This window comes from Aeromonas sp. FDAARGOS 1411 (assembly GCF_019047125.1).
Lineage (GTDB): Bacteria > Pseudomonadota > Gammaproteobacteria > Enterobacterales > Aeromonadaceae > Aeromonas > Aeromonas veronii.
The window spans coordinates 2,128,003-2,145,031 of sequence record NZ_CP077214.1 but is presented as its reverse complement, the minus strand read 5'-3'; the positions used below and the strand labels follow the sequence as shown (position 1 = coordinate 2,145,031).

The 17,029-nt window shown below is 62.3% G+C and carries 13 protein-coding genes and 2 tRNA genes; 3 read left to right on the top strand and 12 right to left on the bottom strand.

What is annotated here, in order from left to right; translation table 11 throughout:
• Positions 1–86 precede the first annotated feature (86 nt).
• Positions 87–569 carry a MarR family winged helix-turn-helix transcriptional regulator gene (locus I6L41_RS09470; RefSeq protein WP_216963609.1) on the top strand — a complete coding sequence of 161 codons (483 nt, stop codon included), beginning with the start codon at positions 87–89 and terminating at the stop codon, positions 567–569.
• 48 nt (positions 570–617) lie between these two features.
• Here I6L41_RS09470 and mltB read toward each other — a convergent pair whose 3' ends face one another.
• The 10 genes from mltB to I6L41_RS09420 all read right to left on the bottom strand — a co-directional run bounded on the left by mltB (position 618) and on the right by I6L41_RS09420 (position 10,487).
• Positions 618–1,709, bottom strand: coding sequence for a lytic murein transglycosylase B (mltB, locus tag I6L41_RS09465; protein WP_216963606.1), 1,092 nt, complete (start codon positions 1,707–1,709; stop codon positions 618–620).
• Positions 1,710–1,841: 132 nt separating this feature from the next.
• On the bottom strand, positions 1,842–2,456 hold the full coding sequence (locus I6L41_RS09460; RefSeq protein ID WP_216954156.1) for a CDP-alcohol phosphatidyltransferase family protein: 615 nt from the start codon (positions 2,454–2,456) through the stop codon (positions 1,842–1,844).
• A 16-nt stretch (positions 2,457–2,472) separates the two neighbouring features.
• The gene (locus I6L41_RS09455; RefSeq protein WP_216954155.1) at positions 2,473–3,123 is read right to left on the bottom strand and encodes an ATP-binding cassette domain-containing protein; all 651 of its coding nucleotides are present in this window, start codon (positions 3,121–3,123) and stop codon (positions 2,473–2,475) included.
• A 23-nt stretch (positions 3,124–3,146) separates the two neighbouring features.
• On the bottom strand, positions 3,147–4,781 hold the full coding sequence (locus I6L41_RS09450; RefSeq protein WP_216963604.1) for an ABC transporter permease: 1,635 nt from the start codon (positions 4,779–4,781) through the stop codon (positions 3,147–3,149).
• A gap of 77 nt (positions 4,782–4,858) precedes the next feature.
• On the bottom strand, positions 4,859–6,079 hold the full coding sequence (locus I6L41_RS09445) for an ABC transporter substrate-binding protein (protein ID WP_254203413.1): 1,221 nt from the start codon (positions 6,077–6,079) through the stop codon (positions 4,859–4,861).
• 17 nt (positions 6,080–6,096) lie between these two features.
• The gene (locus I6L41_RS09440) at positions 6,097–8,250 is read right to left on the bottom strand and encodes an FAD-dependent oxidoreductase (protein ID WP_216963601.1); all 2,154 of its coding nucleotides are present in this window, start codon (positions 8,248–8,250) and stop codon (positions 6,097–6,099) included.
• Complete coding sequence (locus I6L41_RS09435; protein WP_021231092.1) at positions 8,250–8,831, bottom strand: carboxymuconolactone decarboxylase family protein; 582 nt, start codon at positions 8,829–8,831, stop codon at positions 8,250–8,252. The genes I6L41_RS09440 and I6L41_RS09435 overlap by 1 nt, the downstream gene beginning before the upstream one ends.
• Before the next feature lie 25 nt (positions 8,832–8,856).
• Positions 8,857–9,531, bottom strand: coding sequence for a DUF1499 domain-containing protein (locus I6L41_RS09430; RefSeq protein WP_216963598.1), 675 nt, complete (start codon positions 9,529–9,531; stop codon positions 8,857–8,859).
• 179 nt (positions 9,532–9,710) lie between these two features.
• Positions 9,711–9,989, bottom strand: coding sequence for a peptidylprolyl isomerase (locus I6L41_RS09425; protein ID WP_040066119.1), 279 nt, complete (start codon positions 9,987–9,989; stop codon positions 9,711–9,713).
• Between the two features lie 123 nt (positions 9,990–10,112).
• Positions 10,113–10,487: a hypothetical protein gene (locus I6L41_RS09420; RefSeq protein ID WP_005334267.1), complete on the bottom strand. Its 375-nt coding sequence runs from the start codon at positions 10,485–10,487 to the stop codon at positions 10,113–10,115.
• A 516-nt stretch (positions 10,488–11,003) separates the two neighbouring features.
• Here I6L41_RS09420 and I6L41_RS09415 point away from each other — a divergent pair.
• On the top strand, positions 11,004–12,779 hold the full coding sequence (locus I6L41_RS09415; RefSeq protein ID WP_100646312.1) for an autotransporter assembly complex family protein: 1,776 nt from the start codon (positions 11,004–11,006) through the stop codon (positions 12,777–12,779).
• A gap of 61 nt (positions 12,780–12,840) precedes the next feature.
• Positions 12,841–16,641 (top strand): translocation/assembly module TamB domain-containing protein, encoded by a 3,801-nt coding sequence (locus I6L41_RS09410; RefSeq protein ID WP_216963594.1) that lies wholly within the window; start codon positions 12,841–12,843, stop codon positions 16,639–16,641.
• A 177-nt stretch (positions 16,642–16,818) separates the two neighbouring features.
• Here the strand turns inward: I6L41_RS09410 and I6L41_RS09405 are convergent.
• Positions 16,819–16,903 (bottom strand) — tRNA-Tyr (locus I6L41_RS09405).
• A gap of 34 nt (positions 16,904–16,937) precedes the next feature.
• Positions 16,938–17,022 (bottom strand) — tRNA-Tyr (locus I6L41_RS09400).
• Between the last annotated feature and the right edge of the window lie 7 nt (positions 17,023–17,029).

Here is a 17,029-nt window from a genome sequence, read left to right as displayed (position 1 = left end):
CTTCACAAAGTATCTTTAAGTGAAGATAAATTAGCGCCAAATTGATTTATCATCAAGTATCTCGATATAAAGATAAGTGGTTGGCGATGAAATCAGATCATGTAGACCTGCTGCTGGCTCAGTGGGCCCGGCAGCGACCGGATCTCGACTGTTCTCCTATGGGGGTGCTGGGTCGGGTAGCCCGGATGGCGGCAATTGCCGGTCGTGAGGTGAGTGAAGAGCTCAAGGAGTGTGGCCTGCTTGGCACGGACTTCGACATTTTGGCGACCCTGCGTCGGTCGGGTGAGCCACTGACGCCGACAGTGCTCTACCAATCGGCCATGTTGAGTTCGGGTGCCATGACGGCCCGGCTCGACAAGCTGGCCGAGCGGGGACTGATAGAGCGGCAAGCGGCGCCCAGCGATCGGCGCAGTCTGCTGGTCTGCCTCACCGAATCGGGCAAAGCGCTTATCGACCGAGCGGTTGAGCTGCACGTGGCCAACGAGCGTCGCCTGCTGGCGCCACTGACCGAGGCGGAGCAGGCTCAGTTAGCGGCACTGCTCAAACGCTGGTTGCTGGAAAACGAATAACAAAAACGGGCCAGCAGGCCCGTTTTTGTTGGCAAATCAGTGCTTGACTCAGTAACCGCCTTTGGCCTCTTTCACCGCCAGACCCAGCTGCCACACCGCCATGGCGTAGTGGGTGCTGTGGTTGTAGCGTGTGATGGTGTAGAAGTTGGGCAGGCCGTACCAGTATTGGTAGCCGGTGCCGACATCGAGGCGCAGCAGGCTCGACTCGCTGTGGTTGCCGAGGGGGCTGGTGGGCGTCAGCCCTGCGTGGCGCAGGGTGGCGACCGGGTAGCGGGTCTGGAAGCCATGCTCATAGCCGGGCAGCTGGCCCTGACCGCGTACCGCCACCGGTTGGCCTTTCTCCCAGCCGTGGGCCTTGAAGTAGTTGGCGACGCTGCCGATGGCATCCACCGGATCCCACAGGTTGGTGTGGCCGTTGCCGTCAAAATCCACCGCGTAGCGCTGGAAGCTGGAGGGCATGAACTGGCCGTAGCCCATGGCACCCGCGTAGGAGCCTTTGGGTTCGGTGGGATCCATCCCCTCATCGCGGGTCATCACCAGGAAGGCTTCCAGTTCGCTGGTGAAGAACTCGGCGCGGCGCGGGTAATCAAACGCCAAGGTGGCCAGCGCATCCAGAATGCGGGTCTTGCCCATCACCCGGCCCCAGCGGGTCTCGACCCCGATAATGCCGACGATGATCTCCGGCGGCACCCCGTAGATCTGCTCCGCCCGGTTCAGCTCGCTTGCGTATTCACGCCAGAAGTTGACGCCGTTCTGTACGTTGTCGGGGGTGATGAACTTGGCGCGATAGCGGTTCCAGGCACCGGTCGGGCCGGTGGGCTTGGCGGTGGTCGGCGCCTGGGCATCCATCAGGCGGATGATCCAGTCGTAACGCTCTGCCTGTGCCAGCACCTGATGCAGCTGGGCGTTGTCAAAACCGTGCTTCTCGACCATTTTCTGGACGAACCTGTCCACGTTGGGGCGATTGGCGAAGTCCCCCTTGCTAACCCCTTGTGTATAAACGGGTTTGCTCGATGGCGCCTGATTGATAAAGGCGCTCTTGGGCTGGGGGACGACCACGGGCTTTGGTGCCGGCGTGCTGCTGCAGCCACCGAGCAGGGGGAATAACGACAGAGTGAGAAGAGAGGCAAGGCGACGCATAGGGTTCTCAAAGAGACTGATAAAAGTGTCGTCATGGTAAAACATTGCCATCCCCGTGCAAGTGTTCCGTGCGCCTTGTTTGCCGCCAATTCATCGTGCGATGGATTAGCCCTTCTGTGAGGGCTGTGCTGGTTAGCGCTCGGGGGGACGCAGGGTGTGGTAACCGCTCCAGAGCCGGGTCAGGGTGGTGATGGCGCAGAGCAGGGCAAAGCCGTAGGCGAGCGGGGCGAAGGCGGCGGGCCACAGGCACATCAGCACAAAGAGCGCGATGGTCTCGCTCCCCTCGGTGAGGCCGCCCAGATAGTAGAGAGATTTATGGTGGTAGACCGGATTATCGATCCCCCGCTTGCCCGCCATGATAGCAAACGCCAGAAAGCTCGAGCCGGTACCCATAAAGGCAAATAGCAGGGTGGCGGCGGGCAGCGCATTGGCGGGGGCGGCGAGGGCAAAGCCCAGCACCACGGCGGCGTAGAAGATAAAGTCGAGCGTGATGTCGAGAAAGCCGCCGCAGTCGGTGATGCCGGTTTCCCGCGCCACGGCGCCATCGAGCCCGTCCAGCAGCCGGTTGAGCAGGATGGCCGCGAGTGCCCACTGATAGCCGCCAAAGGCCAGCAGCGGCAGCGCCAGCATGCCGATGGCAAAGCCGGTGAGGCTCACCTGATTGGCACTGATCCCCGCACGGCAGAGCGGTTTGGCAAGCTGGGTGAGGGGGCTGCGGATCACGGGGATCAGATGGCGATCAAACAAGGTGAACATTCCTCGGTTAACAGTGGCATTCGGTGAGGTTGAGTATGGTGCCCGGCGCGTCTTCCGCATCGTGGGTCACCAGGATGGCAGGGATGGCCAGCGCCTTGATCTGCGCGAACACCAGTTCGCGAAAGGCGGCCCGCAGCGGCTTGTCGAGGCGGGAGAAGGGCTCGTCCAGTAGCAGGGCGTCGGGTTCCGCCAACAGTGCCCGCAGCAGGCTGACCCGCGCCCGCTGCCCCCCTGACAGCAGCGGCGGCAGCTTGTCAGCCTGATCTGCCAGTGCGACCTGCGCCAATGCGGCCAACGCCTTTTCCCGCCGCGCGCGTTTTCCCTTGATGATCGCAGGCATGCCGAACATCAGGTTCTCCGCCACCGTCAGATGGTCGAACAGCAGGTCATCCTGAAACAGCATGCCGATGCGCCGTGCTTGCGCAGGCAAGGTGTTGAGTAGCCGCTCGCCGAGCCTTATCTTCCCCTCCAGCCGGATCGGGCCATTTCCTGCCAGCGCGCCGGGCAGTACCCCGGCGAGCCCCGCCAGCAGGGAGCTTTTACCGCAGCCGCTTGGTCCCATCAGGGTCAATACCTCGCCGGGGGCCACTTGCAGGGCAGGGAGTGAAAGCAGCAGATTTTCATCAAGGTAAAGCCGAAGAGGCGTGGTGCTCAGCATATGGTTGTTTCCATCGTGAGAGTTCATCGTGAGCCGCCCCCCTTGAGCGCCGGATTGAGCCGCGCCGGCAGCCAGAGCGCCAGCAGATAGATAACGAGTGGCAACAGCAGTTGCAGCAGGCCGTAGAGCCCCGCCAGCCGCCGGTTGAGGCCGCTGCCGATGGCCACCGCTTCGGTGGTGATGGTGACCACTCTGCCAGCCCCAAACAACAGGGTTGGCAGATACTGGGCCAGACTCACCGCCGCCCCGACGCCGAAGGCAAACAGCAGCGGGCGCGCCAGCAGCGGCGCTTTGACCTGCCACCAGGCTTGCCACGGTGTGGCCCCCAGCAGCAGGGCGCTCTGGGTGATCCGCGGGTCGAACTGGCGATAGGGGCCGTGCAGGCAGAGATAGACATAGGGAAAGACAAACAACAGCTGGCTCCAGAGCACCCAGCCCCAGCCAATGCCGCTGCTTATCGAGTCATGCGCAAGCCAGTCCAACCCGAGCCGGATACCAAACAGCAGGCTCGCCTGTGGCAGCAACAGCGGCAGGCAGATGAGCCAGAGCGGCCAGGGGCGGCGCCCGGCTTGCGCCTCCAGACTACACACCGCCATTCCCAGTGCCAGCAAGCCGCTCACCAGCGCCAGCAGTACGCTGGTTGCCAGCAGTGGCAGCAGGGTTGGCAGCAGATCCAGCCAGTAATGACTGCTCCACTGGCTGGGCCAGAGGGCGGGAAAGGGCCAGCGGCGCGCCAGTGACCAGAGCAGCAGGGCCGCCAGCACCGCCAGATTGAGGGTGATCAGAGTGAGTGCAGAGCCTGCTGCGAGCCGGTTGGCAAAGGAGTGGGACGCAGCTCGTTTGCCATCGAGCCAGCAGCCTTTGCCCACCTCTTGATGAAGCCACTCCAGTAATCTGAGCATGGCGATCAGCAGCGCCGTGATAGCGAGCAGCAGCAGGGCGCCGCTGGCGGTGGCGCCGCGCCAGAGCAGATCCGGATCCTGATACCAAAGCCACAGCCGTACCGCCAGCGGGGCGGGGGTGTCAGGCCCGAGCAGCTGGGCGAGATCCACCACCGCCACTCCGTAGGCCGCCACCGCATAGATGGGCAGGCGCAGGGCAGGCCAGAGCGCCGGCAGCAGCAGGCGCCACCAGATCTGGGGGGCGCTGAAGCCAAGGCTTGTCCCCAGCCACTGCTGGCGTGCCAGCTGGATGGGTTGCTGCGCGGCCATCGCCATCAGCAGCAAAAAGGGGGTCTCCTTGAAAACGAGCAGTGCAATCAGCCCGAGCCCCCAAGGATCCCGAATGGTTTGCCAATCGGGGGGAAGATCAAACCCCGTTAGAGCTGGCGAGAGGAGCCGCAGCAGCCAGCCGGAGGGGGCGAGCAGAAAGGCAAAGCCGATGGCAAAGGCGACGTGGGGCATGGCCAGCATAGGCGAGAGCAGGCGACGGAGCAGCCCGAAAGCCCGGCTGTCGCTGTGGGCCAGCAGCAGGGCGGTCAACAGCAGGCTGCCAAGGGTCGAGGCGGCGCCAATCCACAGGCTCAGTGCTGCTGAGTGCCAAAGACCGGGTTGGGCGAGCAGCAAGGCGAGATGAGAGGCGGCCATCCCCTCCGCCAGCAGTTGCCACAGCCCCGCCAGCAATGGGATGACGAAGAGTGCCAGATAAATGACCGCCATCCCCGTACTCATAGTGGGGTGGCGTGTCAACTGGCGCCACGGTCGGGAGCGGGAAAGCGGGTGACCAGCGGCACTCATCAGTGACCGTAACGCTCGGCCCAGGCCGCTTCCAGCTTGAGCTGCCAGCTGGGGTGAGGCTCGGCCACCGCTTTGAAGCGCAGTGCCGGTTGCCCCTTGGCGGGGTCAGGCAGGGCATCGGCCCGCAGCACGCTGGGATCACCCCAGAAGGCCGGATTGGCCTTGCGCGCCTGCGCCGCCGGGCTCAGCAGGAAGTTTGCCACCACCTTGGCACCCGCACGGGCACTGGCGTTGAAGGGGATGGCGAGAAAATGGCTGTTGGTGAGTGCCCCTTTCTCCATGGCGACCGCTTCCACACTGGGGGGCAGGGCGCCAATCTGGGCGGCGCTTTGCGCCTCCTGCGGGTTGAAGCTGATGGCCATGGCCAGTTCGCCATCATCGAGCAGTTGGCGGGTCTCGGCGGCGCTGGTGGGGAACAGTTTTCCCTTGCGCCAGAGTGCCGGATGCAGCTCATCGAGCCAGGCCCAGAGCGGGGCGGTGAGTTGGGTAAAGTCGCTCTCGGTCGCTTCCCGATAGAGGGGGGCCGGGTCTGGCGTCAATTCCAGCAGGATCTGCTTGAGAAAACTGGAGCCATGGAACTGGGGCGGCTTGGGATAGGTGAAGCGACCGGGATGGGCCTTGGCCCATGCAAGCAGGGCTGCTGCCGAGGTGGGCGCTCTGGCGACCTCTTCGGTGTCGACCATCAGATTGAGCTGGCCGATGCCCCAGGGGGCTTCCAGCCCTTCCACCGGCAGGGTGAAGTCCTCACTCACCGGCAGGGTGCTGTCTACCAGCACCATGTTGGGTAGCTCGGCGGTAAAGGGAGCGCCGAGCAGCCCCTGCTCCTTGAGCGCCTTGAAGTTCTCGCCGTTGACCCAGAGCAGATCGATGGGGCCGCCAGCTTGCTTGCCCGCCTGCTTGTTGGCCAGCAGCTGGCTGACGCTCTGGGCAATGTCATCCACCTTCACCTGCACCAGTTTGACCTGATAGTCGTGCGCCAGCTCCTGCCCGGCCCACACCAGATAGGCGTTGATCTCCGGGCTGCCGCCCCAGGCGTTGAAGTAGACGGTCTGCCCCTTCGCCTCCTCAAGGGTCTGCTGCCAATGGTCATTAGGGGTGGCTAACAGCGGGCCGCTGGCGAGCAGTGGCAGGGCGCACAGCAGGGCGTTAAGCCGCTGTTTGAGCCAAGAGTTGCGGTGCGAGTTGAGGTGTGAGCCGAGCAGTGAGAATGGCTTTAGCATAAACGTTTCCCTGATTGTCAGGCGCCACGGCGCCAGCGGTGATAACGGGCCAGCAACGCCAGCACCCGGGTGGGCTGGTGGGCCCGTTTCCATTCACCCGCCACATATTTGTTCCCCTCCATCAGGGTGGGATAGGCGTGAATGGTGCCGAGGATCTTGCCAAGGCCGAGGCGGTGACGCATGGCGAGCACGAACTCGGCGATCCGTTCACCGGCGTGAGTGCCCACTATGGTGGCGCCAAGGATAGTATCCTTGCCCGGCACGGTCAGCACCTCGACAAAACCGTGGCGATCCCCATCGGCGATGGCTCTGTCCAGCTCGGCCAGCTCGAAGCGGGTCGCCTCGAAGGGAATCCCCTGCGCCTCGGCTTCCTTGCGATTGAGGCCAACCCGGGCAATCTCCGGCGTGGTGTAGGTGGCCGCCGGAATGACCCGATAGTCGGCCCGAAAGCGCTTGAACTGACCAAACAGGGCATTGACCGCCGCATACCAGGCCTGATGGGCGGCGAAGTGGGTGAACTGGTAAGGGCCCGCTACGTCTCCTACCGCCAGTATGCTGGGGAAGTTGGTGGCAAGGAAGCCATCGACCGCTATGGTGCCGCGGGGGGCCAGCTCGACCCCCAACGCTTCGAGCCCGAAGCCGCTGACGTTGGCGACCCGACCCAGTGCCAGCAGCAGTTGATCCCCTTCAACCACTTGTGTCTCATCGCCCCGGCGCAGTTGCAGCCGGATGGGAAGATCCCTCTCGGCTGCGGGCAGATAGTCGGCTCGTTCGGCGCGCCAGCCGGTGAGTAGCCGCACGCCATCTCGGCTCATCTGCCCGGCCAGGGCGTCGGCTACCTCTCTCTCTTCGCGGGGCAGCAGTTGCTCCGATAGTTCCACCAAGGTCACGGGAATGCCGAGCAGGGCGAAGCTCTGGGCCAGCTCGCAGCCGATGGGGCCGCCGCCCAGCACCAGCAGGCGGCGCGGCGGGGTGCGCAGCTGCCAGAGGCTATCCGAGGTGAGGTAAGGCACCTGATCCAGCCCCGGCAGCTTGGGCACCAGCGGCCGGGCGCCGGTGGCGATAACGATATGGCGGCTGGCAAGGCGCTGGCCGTTAACCTCCACCTCCCAGGGAGAGACCAGCCGCGCCTCCCCTTCGATGCATTCCACTCCAAGCCCCTGATAGCGCTCGATGGAGTCGTGGGGCTCGACCTCCTTGATGACGCAGGCGACCCGTTCCATCACGGCAGCGAAATCAGCGCTGGCTTGATTTGGGCCAAAGCCCAGTTCACTGGCCCGGCGTTGTTCGGCGGCAAAGCGGGCACTTCGGATCAGCGCCTTGGAGGGGACGCAGCCGCTGTTGAGGCAATCGCCCCCCATCTTGTGCTTCTCGATGAGCGCCACCTTGGCCTTCACCGCTGCCGCGATATAGCTGGTAACCAGCCCACCTGCCCCGGCACCGATCACCAGCAGGTTGTAGTCATAGCGAGCGGGTTTGCGATAGGGGGCGAGCAGGCGCCGCTGCGCGAGCTTGGCGGTCAATTTCTTGACCAGCCAGGGCATCAGCCCCAGCAGGGTCAACGCGACCATCAGGCCGGGGGAGAGGATATTGCCGGTGCTGGTTAACTGGCCAAGCTCGCTCCCCGCCAGCACGTAGACGAAGGTGCCGGGCAGCATGCCAAGCTGGCTGACCCAGTAGTAGGTGCTGACTCTGATGGGGGTGAGCCCCATCAGCAGATTGACCAGAAAGAAGGGGAAGATGAGGATGAGGCGCAGGCTCAGCAGATAGAAGGCCCCCTCCTTCGCCATGCCGGACTGAAAGGTGGCCAGCTTGTCGCCAAAGCGCTGCTCGACCCAGTCGCGCAGCAGAAAACGGGCGCTGAGAAAGGCCAGGGTCGCACCAATGGAGCTGGCAAAAGAGACCAGCAGCAGCCCCCAGGCGACGCCAAACACAGCGCTGCCACCCAGGGTGAGCAGGCTGGCGCCGGGCAGGGAGAGGGCGGTGCTCAGCACATAGATAAGCACGAACAGCAGGCTGGCCGAGACAAAGTGGCTGTCGACCCATTGCGCCACTGCCGCCTGCTGGGCCTGCAAGGCGTCCAGAGTGAGGTAACGGCCAAGATCGAGGGCAAAAAAGGTGCCGATAAGGCCCCCCATCACCAGTGCAAGCAGCAGGCGGGTCCGGTTCATCAGGCGTCCTTGCTGTCTGGCTGGGCAGGGCGTTCCGGTTGCACCGGCAGCTGGCAGAAGCCCTGCGGTGCGATATCGAGGGCGGCGTTGAACTTGGCCGACATGTTCTGAAAGGCGATAAGACCGGTCAGCTCCACCATGGCATCGTCGTCGAACCAGGGCTTGAGGCGGGCAGCCTGTTCATCGCTCACCCCATCGAGGCCAGTCATCGCTTCGGTATAGTCGAGCACCGCTTTTTCCCGCTCGTCAAACAAGGGGCTTTCGCGCCAGTTGGCCAGCGCCTCCACTTTCTCGCTGGAACCGGCTCTCTTTACCAAGGTCATGGCGTTGATGTCGACGCAAAAACGGCACCAGTTGAGCTGGGAGACCCGCACCGTCACCAGCGAGCGCAGCACGGGATCTATGGGGGAGCGCTTGCGGTTGATGACGCCATAGAGGGTGGCGACGGCGGCAAAGAGGCGCGGCGAGCGGCCCCAGCACTTGCCCGGAATAAGCACCTGACCATAGTTGCGCTTTTGCAGCCAGAAAAAGGGGCGGATAAACCAGGCATATTCCCGGTCGGGTTTGACCTCAACGCGCATCAGTTACCTTCTTGTTGTTTCACACTTACGGTTTCAAATTGGGTTTGTAGGCCTGGCCGAGGCGCTCGTTCAGGCGGGTCAGGAAATCCTCGATCCGCGCCCGGTTGGTGCCCAGATCGCTTTGCCCCTGACGGGAGGCTGATCGCATATCGATGCGGGTCTCTTTGGGGCCAGCAAAGACCCGCAGCGCCACATCACCCTGAAAGCCGAACCAGCCGGTGGTGACCACTGCATCCAGACCGTCGGGGCTGGGTCGTACCTGCCAGCCCAGCTCCTGCATCAGCTCCTCAGCCTCAATAACCACCTCTTCGGGGGCGGTATGGGTAAAGAGAGGACCGGGTTTTGCCTCAACTGCTTTCAGCGGGGCGCTATTTATTGGCAGATCCTGCGCGGTTCTGAGCTCTGCCGCCCAGCGTAGCTGGGGGGGATTGTAGGGATCTGTGCTCACATCGTTGATCAGCGGCATCCGCAGCGCCTGTGCCACAAAGGTCAGCGGCAGCAGCAGTGGCAAGGCGCCAAGGCAGCTGGCGTAGCGGTGGCGGCTCCAGGGCAGGCGTACCAGCAAGATCAGGGAGACAAGGGCTCCGATGAGACAGATCGCAAAACCGATCCACCAGGGCCAGAGATGAAAGCGGCTGCCGAGGGCGCCAGCGAGCGGGAGTAACCAGGCCAGCAGGGGCCACAAGCAAGAGCGGGGCATAGCACGGGATCCATCGTCGAATGTGGACAATGCCGAGAAGGATAAACTTAATTGCCTGATAACGTTAGTAAATTGATGAGAGTTTGGCGTGGTTTTGGTCAGTTTTGCGAGGGAGATGCAGAGGTCGGTGAAGCCAGCCTGACGGGAGCTTCACCGAGAAAATGGTCAGTTGCGATGACTTAGTTGCGATAGAGCACTTTGATCAGATGGAAGCCGAACTTGGTGCGCACCGGCCCCAGCACCTTGAGCAGTTCGCCCTTGAAGACGGCATCGTCAAATGCTTTCACCATATCGCCCTTGGAAAATTCTCCCAAATCGCCAAAACGCTTGCCTGAGGGGCAGGTAGAGAAGCGCTTGGCCATCTGGCCGAAGTCGGCTCCCTTCTCGATCTTCTCCTTGATCTCCAGACACTGTTTTTCGGTCTTGACCAGAATGTGCTGGGCACAGGCTTTTTTCATCGGGGCGCTCCTGGGAGTGATGGCGAAGGTTGTTAACGCCAAGGGGGGTAGCAAATCGGAGCGCAAGAGTACCCCAATTTGCCACTGGCGTCAGCCATCACAGCCCGCCCTTTATCGGTCGTATTATTGGCGAGCGCGGGTGGCCAGCATGGCGCGGGGACGCGCTTGCCAGATGATCTCCAGACCGAGCAGGGCGTAGAGGCTCCAGATGGCCAGCGGATTGAGCCACTCTCCCCCCAGTTGCAGGGTCATCAGGGCGCAACCTGCCAGCAGCAAGGTGATGCCCGGCAGCCGCCAGTGGACGGGCAGGGGGGCCAGCAGCGCCATCGCCAGCAGAATGCCGAGGCCAAACGGCAGGTTCAGGGCGGTAAAGGCCAGCGCCTGTTGGCCACTCATGCCGGTCAGCAGGGCCAGCAGGGCGCTGCAACAGGCGAGAAAGGTGATGAACTCGAGACGATCGGCAATATAGTCAGCCATCTGTTCGCTACGTGCATGCATGATGTGTCTCCTTCAGTTGATGGTTCAAGTGTGAGGGAGGGACGTTCGCAAAGGCAGCGGGATAATTCGATTGCGCTGAACGAGCAATTCTTAATCACCCGCTACGGCGGGCTTTGGCGTGTGCCGGGCCTGTTAAACGGTGAGGGTGGGGCGATGCCGACAAACTCTGTCGTGGTGGGTTTCTGGTGGTAAAAAGAGAGGGGGAGAGGTGATAAATGGTGCCTGACGACGAAGTGAACCTTGTTCAGGGCGGGTCAGCTCGCCCTCATCGGGAAAGCGGGCGGCGTCATTGTCACCAAAATGTGTGATTTGTGGTCAACCTCTTAAAAGATATGGCGAATTTGCCAATGGCGCCGCGCTGTCGCTGGCCGATGCCTATGTTAGGATAAGGTTCGCCATTTTTCTGGCGCGCATTTTTGTGTCACGGCCATGCACTGCATGGCGTGCTGCGCCGCATTCGGGGTTGGCCCGAAAGGGCGCTGTTTTCCTTCACCACAGATTCAGGAATATTGACCTTTGACAGGATGCATTTCATCCCTGCTGGCAGGGCGTTCACTGTCCGGCTCTGCCTTTCGCCGCGGCCTGCGGGTTCTGGGGGTGGGCCTGTTGCTGTCGCTGCTGGCTTCGCCCGCGTTTGCTGCCAAGCTCACCTATCAGGTCAAGGGGTTGAAAGGGGAGAACAAGGATAACGTTGAAGCCTACCTCAATGCCCTGCCGGTCTATCAGGAGCGGCAATACCGCCCGGCCCGCGCAAAAATTACCGAGAGCGTGCAAAAGGCGCTGCAGGTATATGGCTACTACCAGCCGAAAATCACCCTGAGTCGCGACAAGAAGACTCCATCCAAAGTGGTGATTGAGGTGGATAAAGGGGAGCCGGTCATCGTCTCCCGCCTCGATATTCTGCTGGAGGGGGATGCGGGCAGCGACGAGCTTTACAGCGCCCTGCTGGACAAGTTGCCCCTCAAAGAGGGCGAGCCCCTCAACCACGCCAAGTATGAATCCATCAAGGCGGATCTGGGCAGCCTCGGGCTGGCCCGTGGTTACTTTGATGCCAAGCTGAGCAAGAGTCAGGTCAAGGTGTTTCCGGACAAGGGGACGGCGGAGATCTTTATTCTGTTCGAATCGGGCCATCGCTACCGTTTTGGCGAGATCCGCTACGATGCCACCCCCGAAGCGCTTCACCTTATTCGCCCGCTTATCAACATCAAGAGCGGCGACCCCTATCTCGCCATCCGTCTGGCCGAGATGTCGCAGGATGTCTCCTCCACCAAGCTGTTCCGTCAGGTAGACATCAAGCCGGTATTGAGCGAGGCGAGCAACTATCGGGTTCCCATCGCGGTGACGCTGGATAACCGGGTCGATCACGAAATCGAGACCGGTATCGGTTATGCCACCGACGTAGGCCCGCGGATGAGTGCCACCTGGGAGAAGCCCTGGGTCAACCGCTATGGTCATCGTCTGTTTGCCACCGCCAAGGTGTCGGCGCCGGAGGCAGAGCTCAGCTTCGACTATCAGATCCCGGTGGGCAACCCGCTGCGGGACTACTACTCCATCCAGACCGGCTACCAGTACAAGGACAACAACGATACCCGCTCCGATCTCACTACCATCGGTGTGCACCGCTGGACGCGGCGGCCGGAGAGCTGGGATCGGGACGTCTTTATCCGGCTGGAGAACGAGATCTATACCCAGGGCGCCGACGAGGGGAACAGCTTGCTGCTGATCCCCGGGGTCTCCTGGTCCCGACTGCGGGTGCGCGGCACCCTGGTGCCCGACTGGGGGGATCGCCAGCAGCTGACGCTGGAGTTCTCCGATCCCAGATGGGGCTCCGACATCAGCTTTATGCGGGTGTGGGGACGCAGCAAGTGGCTGCGAACTCTTGGCGATAACCACAGATTCCTGATGCGGGCAGAGCAGGGGGCCATCATAGGTGACAGCTTCTCGTTGGTGCCGCCGTCTTTGCGCTTCTTTACCGGTGGCGATCAGACGGTGCGTGGCTTTGGTTACGAGAGCATCTCCCCCACCGGGCCGGATGGCAAGCTGACCGGTGGTCGTTACACCAGCGTGGCCAGTCTGGAATACAACTATCGCTTCAGCGAGAAGTGGCTGGGGGCCATGTTTGTGGATGGCGGCACCTCCACCACCGATTACAGCGAGCCCTGGAAAATAGGTACCGGCGTCGGTGTGCGCTGGGTCACCCCCATCGGCCAGGTCAGGCTGGATCTGGCGGTCGGGGTATCGGAGGAGGACAAGCCCTTGCGGCTGCATTTCGCATTGGGGCCTGAATTATGATGTTGTCTAAACGCTTTTTTCTTTGGCCGCTGCGGCTGTATCTTTCGCGGGGGTCTGCATTGTGATCTGGCTAAAACGCATCTTTCTCTGGCTGATGGGGCTGGTGTTCCTGCTGCTCATCGGCGTCAGCCTGCTGGGCTTCACCCATCAGGGCAACAAGTGGTTGTGGCAACAGGCCAAGGGGGCGCTGCCCTCCCTAAAGGGAGAGCTGGTGGCGGGCCAGCTTGGCTATGGCTGGACTCTGGAAGGGGCGGGTTGGCAGGATGAGCTGGTGGATGTCACCGTCGATCGCGCCGTGCTCGACTGGGATCTTGGCAAGTTGCTGCAGGGCAAACTCTGGATCAAATCGCTTGAAGTGACTCATCCGGTGGTCAAGGTGGCCGACTCGGAGCCTGCCCCGGAAGAGCCGTCGGAGCCTTTTGTCTGGCATCCGCTCCCCCTCAAAATTCAGGTCGACAGTCTCAAGGTGGCTGACCTCGATCTGGCGGTACCCGGTGTTGCCGTGACCCTGGGATCCCTCGATATCGGCGCCACCCTCAACCGCAAGGGGCTGATTGTACGCGGCCCGGTGCTTGATAACCTGACGGTGACGCTTGATGACGCGGCACCCGCCAGCGCAGCCAAATCTGCCAAGCAGCCGGCCGCTAACGAGAAGCAAGCCGGTGCTGCGGTGGCGCGCAACGACAAGGCCAGCGCCGAGACAGCCAAACAGGGCAAAGGGGCGCCAGCTGCAAATACGGCAAAGGCTGCCCCCATTCTCCTGCCCGCCATTCATCTTCCTTTCCCCATCCAGCTGGAAGGGGTCAGCGCGACCCGGGTGCAATATAAGCAGGGCGAGTTGATCGAAGGGCTCGACAGGCTGCTGCTCTCGGCCACTGCTGCCGACGATCGCATCGAGGTGCGCGAGCTCTCGCTGCGCCATGCCATGGCCGATCTGGCGCTCAAGGGGCACATCCAGCTCAGTGACGACTACCCGCTGGCGGTGACCCTGGATGCCAAGGCCCGCAAGGGGCTGCTGGATGGCGAGCTGCAGGGTGAGCAGGCCACGCTGGCGCTGAGCGGTTCGGTCGGCAAGCTGGGGCTGGCGTTGTCGGCCAAGGGGCCGGTCGCCGCCAGTCTCAAGGGCTCGCTGGCCGCCCTCGACCCGGATCTGCCTTTTGATGTGGCCCTCGACTGGAAGAGCCTCGGCTGGCCTCTTCACAAGCCTGCCAAAGATGAGCCGAGCTATCGGCTGGACAAGGGGAGCCTGACCGCCAAGGGCAAGCTCTCCGGCTACCAGTTTGCCCTCAATACCTCCGGCAAGGGGACCGATGTCCCCCCCTTCAAGCTTGCGCTGGACGGCAAGGGGGATCTGGAGCGGCTCAGCAAGATCGCCTTGCAGCTCAATGGCCTCAAGGGGGAGCTCAAGCTCGATGGCAAGCTGGCATGGAACAAGGGGATCGAGTGGCAGGGGACCACTCTGTTCAAGGGGATCAATCCGGCCGAGCTGTTGCCTGAGCTGAAAGGGACGCTGGCCGGTGAGCTGGAGAGCCGTTTCGTGATGAACGAAGCGGGCCACTGGGAGCTGAAACTGCCCAAGCTCAAGGTGGATGGCAAGCTCAACCAGTACCCGCTGGCCCTCAAGGGGGAGCTTAGCGGCAACGACAAGATGGAGTGGCAGATCCCGGCGCTCTCGCTGCAAAGTGGCCCCAACCAGTTGCAGGCCAAGGGCAGCATCAGCACTGCCCAATGGAAGCTCGATGCCAACCTGCAGGCTCCCCAGCTGGGGGGGATCTATCCCGGCCTGAAAGGGGATATCAAGGGACAGGTGAAGGTCAGTGGCAATCAGCAGACGCCAAAAATCGATGCGGATCTCGTCTCCGACCGGCTCTACTATGCCGGCACCGACCTGAAGGGCATTAGCCTCAAGGGTAATGCGGTGATCGGTGCCAAACCGGCCGGTGAGCTCGCGTTGTTGGTGGCGCAGCTGAAACAGGGCGAAACCAAGCTCAGCCAGCTGGCCCTGAACCTCAGCGGCGATATCAGTCAGCATCTGTTGACCCTGACCATGAAGGGTGACCCTGTTGCGGCCAACCTCAAACTGGGTGGCGGCGTGCGCGGGGATCACTGGCGCGGGGCGCTCTCCGAGTTGCAGTTGAAAACCCCGCTGCGCCGTTGGGACTTGAGCTCCCCGTGGGCACTGGATCTCGATCTGCCGCGTCAGCGTCTGGCCATGGGGGATCTCTGCCTCGGTTCCCAGGGGGCCAGCCTCTGCGTCAAGGGGAGTCAGGTCTCCGCTGCGCAGGGCACCCTGGAGTTTGCCCTGAGCGAGTTTGATCTCAAACGGCTGCGCCCCTGGTTGCCGGACAACTTCCGCTGGCAGGCGACGCTCTCCGCCGATGGGCGTGCCAGCTGGCGTGGCAATCAGCCGACCCTGCATGCGGTGGTGCGCACCACGCCGGGCACTTTTGTGGCAGATGGCCTCAAGACCGACTATCAGCAGCTGGCTCTGGCCCTGGATTTCGAGCGGCAGCAGGCGGCCATTCGCCTCGATTTTGCCTCCAAGCAGATCGGCAATATCGATACCGATCTGCTGATCAGGGAGCCCGCCGGTCGCGGTCTGCTCGGTGGTCAGCTCAAGTTTGACGATCTCAAGCTCAATACCTTTGCGCCGCTCATCCCTGAGGTGCGCTCTCTGCAAGGGATCATCTCCGCCGATGCCCGTTTCGATGGCACCCTGGCGGCGCCCCTGCTGTTTGGCCAGCTCAACCTGCGTGACGGTGAAGTGCAGACTCACTCCGATATGGTGACCCTGACCAAGCTGGTGACCCGCCTCAAGATCGAGGGCAACCGCGCCGAGCTCGATGGTTCCATGTTGGTGGGCAAGGGGCCGCTGGCGTTGGGCGGCTGGCTCAGCTGGGCCAAGATGCCGGTCAGCGGCAGCCTCACCATTCAGGGCAAGGAGCTGGAGGCGCAATATCCGGGCATGGGCCGGGTCAGAGTCTCGCCCGATATCGCGGTGTCGCTGGGGGAGGAGACTCGGATTACCGGTCAGGTGGATATTCCCTGGGCGCGCATTCTGGTCAAGAGCCTGCCGGATTCGGCGGTGGCAGTCTCAGATGATGTGACCGTGGTCTATGACGATCTGCCCCCGGCCCCCAAGCAGGCCAGCCTGCCGCTGGCGATGAAGGTGGCGATCCGTCTTGGCAACGATGTGAAGCTCGATGCCATGGGGCTGAAGACCGATGTCTCCGGTGGCCTCAATATCCGTCAGGATCCCGAGAAACCGCTGGCTGGCAATGGCCAGCTGGTGCTGACCAACGGCCGCTTCAAGGCTTACGGTCAGAACCTCATCATCAAGGAGGGGCGGATCCTCTTCTCCGGTCCGCTGGATCGGCCGTTCCTCAACATCGAGGCCAACCGGGATCCCGATACCATCGAGGGTCAGGTGACGGTCGGGGTGCGGGTGACCGGCCCTGCCAGCAAGCCTGAGATCACTGTCTACTCCGAACCGCAGATGGCGCAGTCGGAACAACTCTCCTATCTGCTGCGCGGCAAAGGGTTGCAGACCGGCGGTGAGGATGGCGGTTTCAACGGTCTGCTGGTGGCCGGTGCGGTGAGTCAGGCCAATGGCGTGGTGTCGAGTATCGGCGAGTCGCTGGGGATGAGCGATGTCTCCCTCGATACCGCGGGCAGTGGTGACAACACCCAGGTGACTCTGTCTGCATATCTACTACCGGGCTTGCAGTTCCAGTACGGGGTCGGGGTTTTCAGCCCCATCGCCGAATTCAAGCTGCGCTACGAGGTATTGCCACGACTCTATCTGCAGGCGATGAGCGGGGTGGCTCAGGCGGTCGATATCTTCTATCGCTTTACCCTGTAACACGTCACTCTGTAACAAGGCAGAGATGAGAATAAACGGGAGGCGCTGGCCTCCCGTTTTTTTATTGCGCGATCGGCTGTAGGTAAATGGCGATAAGGGACTGGAGTGCAGAGGGAGAATGGATTGCGGCGGGCTATAAATGCGAAAACCCGGCGCCAAGCCGGGTTTTCTGAATGATGGTGGAGGGAGAAGGATTCGAACCTTCGAAGGCAGAGCCGTCAGATTTACAGTCTGATCCCTTTGGCCGCTCGGGAACCCCTCCACGGGGTATTGCTTTCAAATTGTCGCACTTGAAATGGTGGAGGGAGAAGGATTCGAACCTTCGAAGGCAGAGCCGTCAGATTTACAGTCTGATCCCTTTGGCCGCTCGGGAACCCCTCCACAAGTG